This is a genomic window from Pseudomonas hydrolytica (assembly GCF_021495345.1).
GTDB lineage: Bacteria > Pseudomonadota > Gammaproteobacteria > Pseudomonadales > Pseudomonadaceae > Aquipseudomonas > Aquipseudomonas hydrolytica.
Map to the genome: position 1 here is coordinate 3,681,806 of NZ_CP099397.1, position 13,051 is coordinate 3,694,856.

At 66.1% G+C, this 13,051-nt stretch carries 13 protein-coding genes; all 13 read right to left on the bottom strand.

Translation table 11 applies throughout. The features are described from left to right. Positions 1–204 precede the first annotated feature (204 nt). Entirely contained in the window at positions 205–720 is a 516-nt protein-coding gene (locus L1F06_RS17195) for a GNAT family N-acetyltransferase (protein WP_129481540.1), read from the bottom strand. 16 nt (positions 721–736) lie between these two features. Beyond that, the gene (locus L1F06_RS17200; RefSeq protein WP_129481541.1) at positions 737–1,642 is read right to left on the bottom strand and encodes a DMT family transporter; all 906 of its coding nucleotides are present in this window, start codon (positions 1,640–1,642) and stop codon (positions 737–739) included. Positions 1,643–1,736: 94 nt separating this feature from the next. After that, a complete protein-coding gene (locus tag L1F06_RS17205; RefSeq protein WP_003245508.1) occupies positions 1,737–2,075 on the bottom strand; it encodes a Na+/H+ antiporter subunit G in 339 nt (112 codons plus the stop codon). A gap of 12 nt (positions 2,076–2,087) precedes the next feature. Beyond that, positions 2,088–2,357 (bottom strand): K+/H+ antiporter subunit F, encoded by a 270-nt coding sequence (locus tag L1F06_RS17210; protein ID WP_003245509.1) that lies wholly within the window; start codon positions 2,355–2,357, stop codon positions 2,088–2,090. Continuing rightward, positions 2,342–2,839, bottom strand: coding sequence for a Na+/H+ antiporter subunit E (locus L1F06_RS17215; protein ID WP_003245511.1), 498 nt, complete (start codon positions 2,837–2,839; stop codon positions 2,342–2,344). Before L1F06_RS17215 ends, L1F06_RS17210 begins: the two co-directional genes overlap by 16 nt. Beyond that, on the bottom strand, positions 2,836–4,341 hold the full coding sequence (locus L1F06_RS17220; RefSeq protein ID WP_129481542.1) for a monovalent cation/H+ antiporter subunit D: 1,506 nt from the start codon (positions 4,339–4,341) through the stop codon (positions 2,836–2,838). Before L1F06_RS17220 ends, L1F06_RS17215 begins: the two co-directional genes overlap by 4 nt. Beyond that, on the bottom strand, positions 4,338–4,667 hold the full coding sequence (locus tag L1F06_RS17225) for a Na+/H+ antiporter subunit C (RefSeq protein WP_003245515.1): 330 nt from the start codon (positions 4,665–4,667) through the stop codon (positions 4,338–4,340). The genes L1F06_RS17220 and L1F06_RS17225 overlap by 4 nt, the downstream gene beginning before the upstream one ends. A 1-nt stretch (position 4,668) precedes the next feature. Further along, positions 4,669–7,461 carry a monovalent cation/H+ antiporter subunit A gene (locus L1F06_RS17230; RefSeq protein WP_129481543.1) on the bottom strand — a complete coding sequence of 931 codons (2,793 nt, stop codon included), beginning with the start codon at positions 7,459–7,461 and terminating at the stop codon, positions 4,669–4,671. A gap of 379 nt (positions 7,462–7,840) precedes the next feature. Continuing rightward, on the bottom strand, positions 7,841–8,302 hold the full coding sequence (locus tag L1F06_RS17235; protein WP_003245518.1) for an outer membrane lipoprotein: 462 nt from the start codon (positions 8,300–8,302) through the stop codon (positions 7,841–7,843). 124 nt (positions 8,303–8,426) lie between these two features. After that, positions 8,427–9,569 carry a glycerate kinase gene (locus L1F06_RS17240; protein WP_129481544.1) on the bottom strand — a complete coding sequence of 381 codons (1,143 nt, stop codon included), beginning with the start codon at positions 9,567–9,569 and terminating at the stop codon, positions 8,427–8,429. 55 nt (positions 9,570–9,624) lie between these two features. Continuing rightward, positions 9,625–10,992, bottom strand: a complete 1,368-nt coding sequence (locus L1F06_RS17245) for a GntP family permease (protein WP_129481545.1) — start codon at positions 10,990–10,992, stop codon at positions 9,625–9,627. Between the two features lie 194 nt (positions 10,993–11,186). Beyond that, complete coding sequence (locus L1F06_RS17250; RefSeq protein ID WP_012018015.1) at positions 11,187–12,302, bottom strand: sugar diacid recognition domain-containing protein; 1,116 nt, start codon at positions 12,300–12,302, stop codon at positions 11,187–11,189. Between the two features lie 73 nt (positions 12,303–12,375). Continuing rightward, entirely contained in the window at positions 12,376–13,023 is a 648-nt protein-coding gene (gene pdxH / locus L1F06_RS17255) for a pyridoxamine 5'-phosphate oxidase (protein WP_012018014.1), read from the bottom strand. Positions 13,024–13,051: the final 28 nt, after the last annotated feature.

Consider the following 13,051-nt stretch of genomic DNA (forward strand, 5'->3'; position numbering starts at 1 on the left):
GGCCCTGCGTTGCGCCAATGGTGGGTTACGGCGCAACTCAGCTTGCGGCCTCATCAGCCTTTCCGACAGGCGCCTAACCCACCCTACAGTGATGCGCCAGCTCACGGCTCTCGTGATACTCGCAGCCGAGATAAGGCTATTCGGCCGTTTTTCGAAGTGAAACACGGTGCTAAGCAGAACAGCGATGCCTGGGCCACCGAAGCATCACAGATCCTCGTGACGCAGACAGCACAGCGTCGAACGCCCCGAGCCGTTGGGCCGCCGCGCCGGATCGGCGTAGGTCAGCAGCTCGGTGAAACCGGCCTTGCGCATCATTCCGGCCGAGGCGGCATTCTCCTCGTGGCGATCGATATAGATGTCGTGCACGCCCAGGCGCCAGAGGTCCTGCACCGCCTCGCCCAGCAGGCGGGCGCCGAGTCCGCGGCCGACGCAGTCGCGATGCACCACCGCCTCGCAGATATAGCCATGTACGTCGCCGGCACACGCCAGCGGTTGATGGGTGGCGAAATCCTTGGTCAGGCGATAGCTGACGAACCCCTGCAAGCGCCCCTGCTCCTCGGCCAGCACCGCCAGCGTCGCACCCTCGGCGATGGCTGCAAGATGGCTGCGCACCTCCGCCTCCGGCAGATGATTCCAGGGGTTGGGCCCATGCTCGAGGAGCAGCGCACAGAGCGCCTCGATATCCCCGCTGGCGGCCTGGCGCATGAGCAACTGACTCATCTTTGCGACTCGCCTTTCAATCCAGCACACCGGCCGGCAGTGGTGCGCGGCTGCGCCATTGGCTGAGCAATACCCCGACGAACACCAGCCCCGCCGCCAACATCTGCTCAGCGCTCAAGCGCTCGCCCAGCAGCACGGCGGCGAACATCAGTGTGAACAGCGGGATCAGGTTGGTGAAGGCCGTGGCCTGGCTGGCCGGCAGACGACTGACGCCGAAATTGAACAGTCCATAGGCGCCCACCGTCACCACCACGCCGAGGTAGGCCACTGCCGCCAGCCCCTGGGGGCTGAAGCTGCTCGGCCAGTCGGCCTGCCACGCCGCCAGCGGCACGAAGAACAGCGAGCCGACCAACGCCTGCAGCGCGGTCAGAATGAAGGGCGAATAGCGCCCGGTCAGGTGCTTGAGCAGCAGCGTATAGGCGGTGGCGCAGAGAATCGCCAGCAGCTCGAAGAAGTTGCCCAGCAAGGGATTGGGCGCATGCTCGTCGGCGCTGCCGGCCAGGCTCAGCCAGAGCGCGCCGCCGAGTGCCAGGGCAAAGCCGGCCAGGGTGGTGCGAGTGAGACGCTCACGGAGGAACAGATAGGCGCCAAGGGCCACCAGCAGCGGCAGCAGCGCAGTGATCATGCCGGCCTGCGAGGCGCTGGTGTGTTGCAGCGCCAGGGCCTCGAAGATGAAGTACAGACAGGGTTCGCAGGCGGTCAGCGCCAGCAGGTATTTCCAGTCACCCCGGCGGTAGTCGACACGCCCGCGCCAGCGCCAGGCGGCGAGAAACACCAGCGCGCCGAGCAGCATGCGCCCGGCGATCACCCACAATGCCGGCAATTCGGCGAACGCCAGCTTGAGCGCGATGAAGGAGCTGCCCCACAGCGCCATCGCCAGTACCAGCGCGGCCATCGCCAGCGCACTGCCCCTACCCTGCATCGCACTCTCCCTGTCGAAAGCTGCAGTGTAGGGGCTGCGATTGCTCAGCGACAGTGACAGTCAGGCGCGAGAAGCGCCTGGCAGTGGGCGACCGTCAGTGATCGTCGTCCCAGGGCTGGCCCCGCGTGCGCTCGGTCAGCTCGACCTTCTGCTGCATGGCCGCCTTGGACAGGATATGCGCGCTGACCGGCGCGGTGAGGAACAGGAACAGCGTGATCAGCACCTCGTGCAGGCTGAGGCTGCCGGTGTGATGAGCGAAGAAGAGCATCGAGGCGATCAGCGTGCCGCCGACGCCCAGGGTCGTGGCCTTGGTCGGCCCGTGCAGGCGGGTGAAGAAATCCGGCAGGCGATACAGACCGATGGCACCGACCAGGGCGAACAGGCTGCCGAGGATCAGGCAGGCGCAAATCAACAGTTCCAGCCAGAACGGCATGGGCATTCTCCCTTAATCGATGATGTCGCCGTGCAGCAGGTGCTTGCCCACTGCGACCGTGCCGACGAAGCCCATCACCGCGATCAGCAGCGCGGCCTCGAAGAACAGATCCGATGCCAGCCAGATGCCGAACAGCACGATCAGCGCCAGCGCGTTGATGTACAGGGTATCCAGCGCCAGCACGCGATCCACCACGTTGGGCCCCTCGACCATGCGCGCGACGTTGAGCAGCATGGCCAGCGTGAGGATGCCCATGCACAGAAAGACTACGTTCTCGAGCATTCGAATATCTCCAGCAAGGGCGCTTCGTAACGGCTCTTCACCGTCGCGACCAGCTCGTCGCGATCCGGCACATCGAGCCCGTGCAGCAGCAGCGTCCTGTGATCGGAACTGATGTTCGCCGACACCGTCCCCGGGGTCAGCGAGATGATGCAGGCCAGTGCGGACAACACGAACTCGTTGTCGATCTCCACCGGCACCTCGACGAACGCCGGCTGCAGACGGGATTTCGGCCCCAGCACCAGGCGCACCACCTGCAGGTTGGCCACCACGATGTCGTAGAACACCTTGCCGATGAACAGCACCAGCCCCAGCGGTTTGCGGACCCGCGGCACGTGCAGCAGGAAGTCGCTGCACAGGTTGACGATGGCCCAACCAAGGAACAGCCCGAGCAGCACATGGCCGAGGTTCAGGGTGTTGACCAGCAGCAGCCAGAGCACCGCCAGCACCAGCATCATCCGGGGATGGGGGAAGAAACGCTTCATGCCGCACCTCCGGCGATGATCGACAGGTAGGGCTGCAGATCGAGCAACTGCACCGCTGCCGCTTCCAGATAGGCCAGGATCGGTGCGGCGCCGATCAGCAGCAGCGGGCTGGCCAGCAGCAACCCCAGGGCCGCCAACAGACTGATGCGATCGGCCGGCGCAGCCGTCGACGGCGACGTTTGCTGGCCAAGCCAGAACAGCGTGGTACCGGCGCGACTGAGGGCGATCAGGGTCAGCAAGCCGCCAATCAGTACCACGGGCCACAGGCTCCAGGCCTGCCAGCCCGGCTCGGCCGCGCGCAGCAGCAGCATCTTGCCGATGAAGCCGGAAAACGGCGGCAGACCGGCGACGGAAATCGCACCGAAGAAGAACAGGCAACCCAGCAACAGCGGCTGCCGCAGCACGCGCTCCTGCTGCAGATCGCCACCGGCCGAATCACGCTGGGCGACCACCAGGCCGGCGAGCAGGAACAGCGCGGCACTGATCAATGTGCTGTGCACCAGGTAATAGAGCGCGGCGCTCAGCGCCGCGGCGGTGCCGATGGCAAAGCCGGCCATCAGCATGCCCACCGACACCACCACCAGATAGGCCAGCAGCACCTGCAACTGGCGTGCGCCCAGGGCGCCGATCACGCCCAGGGCGATGGTCGGCAGGGCCAGCCACCAGAGCAGTTCGTGCCCCAGATTGGCCAGCGGCCCGGCCTGCTCGCCGAAGATCAGGGTGAACACCCGCACGATGGCGTAGAAGCCGACCTTGGTCATGATGGCGAACAGCGCAGCCACCGAGGCCGGCGCCGCGGCATAGGCGCGCGGCAGCCAGAAGTACAGCGGCAGCACCGCCCCCTTGAGGCCGAAGACGATCAGCAGCAGATAGGCGGCGGCCTTGAGCAGCGGCGCATCGGCGACATCGGCGCTGGCCACGCGGGCGGCCAGGTCGGGCATGTTCAGCGTGCCGGTCAGGCCATACAGCAGGCTGACGCCGATCAGGAAGAACGACGACCCCAGCAGGTTGAGCACCACGTAGTGCACCCCGGCCTTGACCTGACTGGCGCGATTGCCGTGCAACAGCAGCGCGTAGGACGAGATCAGCAGGATCTCGAAGAACACGAAGAGGTTGAACAGATCGGCGGTGAGGAACGCACCGTTGATGCCCAGCAACTGGAACTGGAACAGGGCATGGAAGTTCGGCCCCTGCTCATCCTCGCCGCGGCAGGCGTACAGCAGGGCGAAGGTGGCGAGCAGCGCGGTCAGCAGCAGCATCACCGCATTGAAACGGTCCAGCAGCAGCATGATGCCGAACGGCGCAGCCCAGTTGCCCAGGGCATAGACCTGCAACTGCCCTGCCCCGGCCAGCAGCAGCAGATGGATGCACACCGGCAGCAGTGCCAGGCAGCCCAGCAGGGAAATACCCCGCTTGATCTCACGCGACCAGCCGTGACCGACCAACAGCAGCGCGCCGAAGAACATCGGCAGCAGAACGGGCAGGATGATGGCGTGACTCATGCGCGCGGCTCCTCGCCATCGACGTGATCGGTTTTCAACTCACCCAGGCCGCGCAGGGCCAATACCACGACGAAAGCGGTCATGGCGAAGCCGATGACGATGGCGGTCAGCACCAGCGCCTGCGGCAGCGGGTCGCCGTATTCGGCGCTCTTGCCGATCACCGCCGGCACGCCGGTGCCCAGCCGCCCCGTGGCGAAGATGAACAGGTTGACCGCATAGGAAATCAGGGTCAGGCCCATCACCACCGGGAAGATGCGCGCCCGCAGCAGCAGGTAGACGCCGCTGGCCGCCAGTACCCCAAGGGTGATCGCGAACATAGCCTCCATATCAGATGACCTCCTTGCACGACTCGTCCTGACTGACATGGCCGATGTTGGAAAGGATCAGCAGGGTGGCGCCGACGACGGCCAGATACACCCCGAGATCGAAGAGAATGGCGGTGGCCAGTTCGATTTCGCCGATCAGCAGAATATGGAAATGGCCGAACGCCGAGGTCAGGAACGGCGAGCCGAAGGCCCAGCTGCCCAGACCGGTGAGACCGGCGATCAGCACGCCCCAGCCGGCGGTGGCGTGATAGCTGAACTTCAGGCGCTCCTGGGTCCAGGTCACGCCATGCGAGATGTACTGCAGAATCAACGCCACCGAGGTGATCAGACCGGCGATGAAGCCGCCGCCCGGCAGGTTGTGGCCACGCAGGAAGATGAACACCGAAATCAGCAGCGCCATCGGCAGCATGGCGCGGGCCAGGTTGTCGAGAATCATCGGGTGGGCATCGCTGGACCAGGGGCGACCGTTCTTGTCGTGGGTCGGGTGCGGCAGGCGCAGGCTGTGCAGCAAGGCATAGATACCGATGGCGGCAATCGCCAGCACGGTGATCTCGCCCAGGGTATCGAAGCCGCGGAAGTCCACCAGGATCACGTTGACCACGTTGGTTCCCCCGCCTCCGGAAACGCTGTTCTCGAGGAAGAACGAGGAGATGCTCTGATACGGCCGGGTCAGCACGGCGTAGGTCAGCATCGCCACCATGGTGCCGCTGCCCAGCGCCAGGACCAGGTCGCGCAGCCCGCGCAGGCTGCTTGATTCGGCCGGCGTGCGGTCGCTCATGAAGTACAGGATGAGCATCAGCAGGATGATGGTCACCACCTCCACCGACAGCTGGGTCAGCGCCAGATCCGGGGCGGAGAAGCGGGCGAAGGCCAGCGCCACCATCAGACCGGCACCGCTGAGAATGATCAGCGCCACCAGTCGGCGACGGTGGAAGATCACCGTCAGCACCGCGGTCACCATCAGGATCAGCATGCCGATCACGGTCAGGGGATCGAGCGGAGTCATCGCCACGCTACCGCTGAGGCTGTCGAGCGGCGACAGCGCCACCACCACCAGAGTCAGGGCACTGCCGATCATCCAGGCCAGGTAACGCTGCAGCGACCCGCACTCCAGAAACGTGGTGATGCGCACCGACATGCGGGTCAGGTAGCGCACCACCTGATCGAACACGTCCTTGGCATCCAGGTTTGGCAGCCCCTCGTACCAACGGAACAGCGGCTTGCGGCAGGCGTAGACGAGGATGCCGCCGAACAGCGCGATGAAGCTCATCAGCAGCGGCAGATTGAAGCCGTGCCAGATCGCCAGGCTGTACTCCGGCAGGTCGCCACCCAGGGTGGAAGTAGCCGCCGCGGCCAGCAGCGGCGCCACGGTGTAGGCCGGCACCACGCCGACCAGCAGGCAGAGAAACACCAATACTTCCACCGGCACCTTCATGTAGCGCGGCGGCTCGTGCGGTGGGTACTTGGGCAGATCGAGCGGCTCGCCGTTGAAGAACACGTCGTGGATGAAACGCAGCGAATAGGCCACCGAGAACACGCCGGCCAGGGTCGCGGCAGCCGGAATCACCCAGTTGAAGCCGCCCAGCAGGTGCTGGTGCAGGGTTTCGGTGAAGAACATCTCCTTGCTCAGGAAGCCGTTGAGCAGCGGCACCCCGGCCATGGCCGAAGCGGCCACCATGGCCAGCACGGCGGTGTGCGGCATGTACTTCCACAAGCCGTTGATGCGGCGCATGTCGCGGCTGCCGGTTTCGTGGTCGATGATGCCCGCCGCCATGAACAGCGACGCCTTGAAGGTCGCGTGGTTGATGATGTGGAACACCGCGGCGACCGCAGCCAGGCGGGTGTCCAGACCGAACAGCAGGGTAATCAGGCCCAGGTGGCTGATGGTCGAGTAGGCCAGCAGCCCCTTGAGGTCATGCTGGAACAGCGCCATGCCCGCGCCCACCAGCAGCGTGGCCAGGCCGGTCAGGCTGACCATGTAGAACCACCACTCGGAACCGGCCAGTGCCGGGTACAGACGCGCCAGCAGGAACACGCCGGCCTTGACCATGGTCGCCGAGTGCAGATAGGCCGAAACCGGCGTCGGTGCAGCCATGGCGTGCGGCAGCCAGAAATGGAACGGGAACTGCGCCGACTTGGTGAACACGCCCAGCAGCACCAGGGCCAGAGCCAGCGGATACAGCTCGTGGGCGCGAATCGCGTAGCCGGCGGCCAGCACCTGGGACAGTTCGAAACTGCCGGCGATATGGCCGAGCAGCAGGATCCCGGCAAGCAGCGCCAGCCCTCCGCCACCGGTGATCGCCAGGGCCATGCGCGCGCCCTTGCGGGCATCGGAACGCGACCCCCAGAAACCGATGAGCAGGAACGACGACAGGCTGGTCAGCTCCCAGAACATCAGCATCAACAGCAGGTTTTCCGACAGCACCACGCCGAGCATGGCGCCCATGAACAGCAGCAGGAAGGCGAAGAAACGACCCATCGGCTCGGTCTTGGCCAGGTAGTAGCGGGCGTAGAGGATCACCAGCAGGCCGATGCCGAGGATCAGCAGGGCGAACAGAAAGCCCAGGCCATCGAGGCGCAGGCTGAGATTCAGGCCCAGGTGGGGTAGCCACTCCAGCTTGACCCGCAGCACCTCGCCGGCAAACACCGCCGGCTGATAGTTGAACAGCAGGACCAGCGCCACCACGGGCGCCACGGCAGCGGCCACGGCGCAGGCGGAGCGCCCCAGCCGGTCGGCCAGTACCGGCAGAAACAATCCAAGAAATGGCAAGGCGACAATCAGCGCAAGCGCCATCGGCAAAACCCCTTATGCTGGCACGCCGGAAACGCGGTCCCGACGACGAGAATTGGAGTCGCAACTCCCTGACGGTAATCCCCAATGCACCACAACGAAGCAGCTAAGTCGTTGTCGGCACAAGAATAACCGCCGATTATCCATAACTATCAATGCAACGTCATGTATTGAAGTATTACTAAACACACTTGGTTACACCACGCGGCCCCAGGCGTGCCCAACGGGCATCGAGAGTAGCAGCCGCAGGCTGCGGCAACAGGCATGTACCAAGCTTTTTTACCAATGGCGCCGAGCATCCCTTCCGGCACAGGCCGAGGTTTTACTGGCAGGCATAAAAAAGCCGGAGCAGCCCTGCAGCTACTCCGGCTCTGGGCCGCGCTCAGTGGGTGACGCGGCTGGTGCCGTTGACGGTCATGATGCGCACGCGCTCACCGACGCGGAACACCTGGTTGGGCTCGACCTCCTGCACGTAGGCGCGCAGCGTGCCATCGTCCTCGCGCACGGTGATCTCCACACCCTGGGTGCGGGTCAGGCCTTCCTCGGCTGCGGCACCGAGCAGGCCGCCGGCCACCGCGCCGACCACCGCCATCACCGCGCTGCCGCGGCCACCGCCGATGCCACTGCCGCCGATGCCACCGACAACCGCACCGGCACCTGCGCCGATGGGGGTCTTGGTACCCTCGATCTTCACCGGTCGCAGCGACTCGATGGTGCCCATGCGTACCGTCTGCACGGCCCGCGCCTCGCTGCGGCTATAGGTGTCTCCGGTCAGGCTGGACTGACAGCCGCCGAGGGCCAGTAGCGCGGCCAGCGAGGTAATGAGCAGAGTGGGTTTACGCATAGCAATTCCTCCAGAGATGTCTCGATCCATTAGACGCCGCGTCCGCGCGACTGTCACGAGCCTGCACCAACAATAGTAGATTCAGACAGAGACAGTTCAGTTAGGTTCTGCCCGCAGCCCGCGCTCAACGAGCGCCGGCCTGGGCCAGGTGCCACAGTCTGGCGATATCCACCGCGCGGGCCTCGAGTTCGCCGGCCGCAGCGGCCATGGCCTGCTCCAGCGAAAGCGGGCCCGGCGCCAGGCTGAAGGCTGCCTCGATACCTGCATCGTAGAGCGCCTGATAGTCCTCACCCAGGCTGCCGGCCAGGGCGATCACCGGCACGCCGGCATCCTGCGCGACGCGCGCGACACCGACCGGCGTCTTGCCGTGCAGGGTCTGCGCATCCATCCGTCCCTCGCCGGTGATCACCAGATCGGCGCCCTGCACCGCCTCTGCCAGGCCGGACAGCTCGGCCACCAGTTCGATACCCGGGCGAAAGGTGGCCTTGAGGAAGGCGCGTGCGGCAAACCCCAACCCTCCGGCCGCGCCGACACCGGGGAACTCGGCATGATCCTCGCCCAGCGTCGCGGCGGCGATGCGTGCGAAACGGCCGAGGGCCGTATCCAGCTCGGCAACCTGCTCGGGTGTGGCGCCCTTCTGCGGCCCGAACACCGCAGAGGCTCCGCGCGCACCGCACAGCGGGTTGTCGACGTCTGCCGCGACCTCGATCTGCACCTGCAGCAGCCGCGCATCCAGGCCGCTCAGATCCAGCTGATCGAGCGCCGCCAGTGCCGCTCCACCTGCCGCCAGTTCGCGACCCTGGTCATCGAGAAAGCGCATGCCCAGGGCCTGCAGCAAGCCGGCTCCGGCATCGTTGGTGGCGCTGCCGCCGAGGCCGAGGATGATGCGCGAGGCGCCAGCCTGCAGCGCCTCGGCGATCAGCTCGCCAGTACCGAAACTGCTGGCTACAAGGGCATCGCGCTGCTCGCGCGGCACCCAGTGCAGACCGCTGGCGGCGGCCATCTCTATCACCGCGGTGCCCTCCCCCAGCCAGCCCCAGTGGGCGCGCACAGGCTCGCCCATGGGACCGCGCACCCAGCACTCGCGGCGCTCGCCACCGACCGCGGCGAGCAGCGCATCCACCGTGCCTTCACCGCCGTCGGCCATGGGTCGCAGCAGGCATTCGGCCGCGGGGAACACCCGCTGCCAGCCGCGCGCGATGGCTGCAGCCGCCTCGGGCGCACTGAGGCTCTCCTTGAAGGAGTCGGGAGCGATGACGATTTTCATGATGAAACACCTCGAAAGGAGCGGACAACCCGAGGTCGCCCGCCGATAAAGCGGATTACAGCAGAACCAGGCTGAGCAGCCAGACGGCCAGCATGCCGGCCACGCCCTGAACCAGGGTGGCCATGGTCTGGGCGCGATAGGCGGTGGCCACTTTCATGCGGCTGAACTGGGTCACCACCCAGAAGAAGCTGTCGTTGGCGTGGGATACGGTCATGGCACCGGCACCGATGGCCATCACCGTCAGTACGCGGCCCATCTCGCTGTCCAGACCCAGGTTGCCCAGCAGCGGCGCCACCATGGCCGAGGTAGTGACCAGGGCCACGGTGGACGAACCTTGCGCGCTCTTCAGGGCGGCGGCCACCAGGAAGGGCATGAACAGGCCGATGCCCAGAGCCGAGAGGGTGTCGCCCAGATAGCCGGTCAGCGCGGTGGCCTTGAGAATCGCGCCGAAAGCGCCACCGGCACCGGTGATCAGCAGAATCGGCGCGGCTTCCTTGAGGCCGTGCGCCACGTGATCGTGCAGTTGCTGCCGCTTGCCCTCGCCCTTGAGCAGCGAGCAGGCCAGCACCAGGCCGACCAGCAAGGCGGCGACCGGCTGGCCGAGGAAGCTCAGCAGCTCGAACAGCACGCCCTCGCCGAGCGGCTTGCTGGGAAAGGCCGCGACCGAGCCGAGGCAGATCAGCACGATGGGCACGAAGATCGGCGAGAACGCCTTCCAGGCACTGGGCAGTTTGCCGTAGCGGGCACGCAGCGCAGCGAAATCGACATTGTCGGCGAGCAGCTCGCTGGGCGCTTCTTCCAGCAGCTCGTGGTCGTCCTGCTTGAGGAAACGATTGGCCCACAGCATGCCCGCCACCGCGGTGACCGCAGCCACCAGCAGGCCGACCAGAATCACCAGGCCCAGCGAGGTTTCCAGGCCCAGGTTACCGGCGGCGGCGATCGGTCCCGGCGTCGGCGGCACGAAGGTGTGGGTGGCGTACAGGCCGGTAGCCAGGGCCACGCTCATGGCCACCACGGAAACCTTCATGCGCGCGGCCAGGGCATTTTTCAGCGAGTTGAGAATGACGTAGCCGGAGTCGCAGAACACCGGAATCGACACCAGATAGCCGATGATCGACAGGGTCAGGGTGGGAAAGCGCTGGCCCAGCAGACGGATCACCGTCTCGGCCATGGTGATGGCCGCACCGCTGCGCTCGAGCATCACCCCGATGATGGTACCGAGCACGATGACGATGCCGATGTAACCGAGGATGCCGCCAAACCCGGCGGTGATGGTCTTGATGATTTCGCCACTGGGCAGCTGGTAGGCGAAACCGGCGATCAGCGCCGCGGCCAGCAGGGCGAGAAAGGGATGCAGCTTCAATCGGGTGGTGGACAGCACGATGAACGCGATCAGTGCCAGCAGAATCAGGACCAGGCCCATGACCAGTCTCCTCATTGTTGTTATGGCGGGCGTCAGGCCCGGATGGGAATGCCGACAGGCGCCTCAATTGTCGCCCAGCCCACCCTCGCCCCGCCCTGTGCGCAGGCACCACCAACGCGCATTCATATGCAGCTTCGGCTGTGCACATGCACAACCTTTGACCACAAGATCGATCCACTGACTGCGCTCGCGGATCAATCGGCCTCGCCCGACTCCAGCAGGCCCAACCCGAGCGACAGTTGCAGGCGCTGATCCAGGCGATCGAGGTCCAGTCCGCTGAGCTCGCCGATACGCTCCAGACGATAACGCAGGGTGTTGCGGTGGATGCCCAGCGCCTGCGCGCACAGCTGCACCTGGCCGTCATGCGCGCACCAGGCCTCCAGCGTGGCGCGCAGGGTGCCGTGCGGGTCCTGCGCCAACACCCGGCGCAGCGGCGCCAGCCAGCCCTGCAGCAACCAGCTGTGGCGCTGAGCATGGAGCAAGGTCGGCAGACGCAGCTCTTCCAAGGGCAACAGGCGACGCTCCGGAAAACGCGCCAGGCCATAGGCCTGCAGGTCGCGCAGCACCAGGCTGGCCTGACGCAGCTCGGCCAGGTCGTGCAGCGGGTCGCTGAGCGCCAGCGAGCGTATGCCCCACTCACGCTCATCGGCCTGCGCCAACCAGGCATGGTCATCGCGACCGGCGCTGTACGGCCTGCACCACAAGAGCTCGTGGCGCCCGAGCGGCGCCAGCAGATGCTCGCTCTTGCTACCCAGCGCGGCGAGCAGACGTGCCTGGCGCGGCAGCGGATCGCCCTCCTCCACCAGACGCAGCAGGCATATCTGCCGCGGCCAGGTGAGCTGCAGCCCCAGGCGTTCGGCCTCGACTTCCAGGCTGCTGAGCCGCTGCTGCGGATCCAGCAGCTGGCGCAGCCAGGCCTCCTGCTGATGCCGCTGCCAGTGCCGCTCGGCCTGCAGCACGCGGTGCTCGACCAGCATTTCGGCAGCCATGCGTACCAGCTCGGCGTAAGGCCTGACGATGTCCGGATCGCCGGTGATCCCCAGCACGCCGATCAGTTGCTCGGCATGCAGCAGCGGCAGATTGACCCCGGGCTTCACGCCACGCAGGCAGGCTGCGGCCTGGGCGTCGATCTCCACCACGCGGCGGTTGGCCAGCACCAGTTGCGCCCCCTCGTGACGGGTATGCAGACGGCTGGGATCACCGCTGCCGATGATCATTCCCTGGGCGTCCATGACGTTGATGTTGTGCGGCAGGATGGCCATGGCACGATCGACGATGTGCTGGGCCAGGGTGGAGTCGAGTTCGAGCATGCAGGCGGCCTCGCGGGTGAGGCCGCCATTGTAGGCTGATCGCTGGCGCGCTACGCCAGCGAAGGCAGGCGTTTCAGGGCGCCAGGCGCTGACGGATCCAGGCCTCGCCCTGCAGGCGGTAATCGAGGCGGTCATGCAAGCGGCTCGGCCGCCCCTGCCAGAACTCGATGCGCTCGGGCAGCAGGCGATAGCCACCCCAGTGGGGTGGGCAGTGCGGGGCCTGATTGAGAAAGCGCTTCTCGGTTTCCGCCAGCAGATTCTCGAGCTCGGCGCGATCCCGGATCACCCGGCTCTGCGGCGAGGCCCAGGCGCCGATGCGGCTGCCCAGCGGGCGCACCTGGAAGTAGCCATCGGACTCGGCCGGCGTGACACGCTCGACCCGCCCTTCGATACGCACCTGACGCTCCAGGCTCGGCCAGAAGAAGGTCATCGCGGCATAGGGGCGCGCCGCCAGCTGGCGACCCTTGGCGCTTTCATAGTTGCTGAAGAAGGTGAAGCCACGCTCGTCGAGTCCCTTGAGCAGCAACACCCGACAGTGCGGGCGCCCGTCCTCGTCGACCGTGGCCAGGGTCATGGCATTGGGCTCGACCGGCAACTGCTCGGTCTTCACCGCATCATCGAACCACTGCCGAAACAGGGTAAAGGGATCCAGCGGGGCCTGGGCTTCGCTCAGGCCGTCGCGGGTGTAGTCGCGGCGCATGTCGGCCAACGTCTGGGTCATGGCAGTTCCTCACAGAGGGGAAATGCCG

Bases quoted from the DNA above. Each gene is read 5' to 3' on its own strand.
- L1F06_RS17235 (WP_003245518.1), bottom strand. From the start codon at position 8,302: ATGCGTAAACCCACTCTGCTCATTACCTCGCTGGCCGCGCTACTGGCC.
- L1F06_RS17215 (WP_003245511.1), bottom strand. From the start codon at position 2,839: ATGAAGCGTTTCTTCCCCCATCCCCGGATGATGCTGGTGCTGGCGGTG.
- L1F06_RS17195 (WP_129481540.1), bottom strand. From the start codon at position 720: ATGAGTCAGTTGCTCATGCGCCAGGCCGCCAGCGGGGATATCGAGGCG.
- L1F06_RS17240 (WP_129481544.1), bottom strand. From the start codon at position 9,569: ATGAAAATCGTCATCGCTCCCGACTCCTTCAAGGAGAGCCTCAGTGCG.
- L1F06_RS17210 (WP_003245509.1), bottom strand. From the start codon at position 2,357: ATGCTCGAGAACGTAGTCTTTCTGTGCATGGGCATCCTCACGCTGGCC.
- L1F06_RS17225 (WP_003245515.1), bottom strand. From the start codon at position 4,667: ATGGAGGCTATGTTCGCGATCACCCTTGGGGTACTGGCGGCCAGCGGC.
- L1F06_RS17220 (WP_129481542.1), bottom strand. From the start codon at position 4,341: ATGAGTCACGCCATCATCCTGCCCGTTCTGCTGCCGATGTTCTTCGGC.
- L1F06_RS17200 (WP_129481541.1), bottom strand. From the start codon at position 1,642: ATGCAGGGTAGGGGCAGTGCGCTGGCGATGGCCGCGCTGGTACTGGCG.
- L1F06_RS17245 (WP_129481545.1), bottom strand. From the start codon at position 10,992: ATGGGCCTGGTCCTGATTCTGCTGGCACTGATCGCGTTCATCGTGCTG.
- L1F06_RS17205 (WP_003245508.1), bottom strand. From the start codon at position 2,075: ATGCCGTTCTGGCTGGAACTGTTGATTTGCGCCTGCCTGATCCTCGGC.
- pdxH (WP_012018014.1), bottom strand. From the start codon at position 13,023: ATGACCCAGACGTTGGCCGACATGCGCCGCGACTACACCCGCGACGGC.
- L1F06_RS17250 (WP_012018015.1), bottom strand. From the start codon at position 12,302: ATGCTCGAACTCGACTCCACCCTGGCCCAGCACATCGTCGATCGTGCC.
- L1F06_RS17230 (WP_129481543.1), bottom strand. From the start codon at position 7,461: ATGGCGCTTGCGCTGATTGTCGCCTTGCCATTTCTTGGATTGTTTCTG.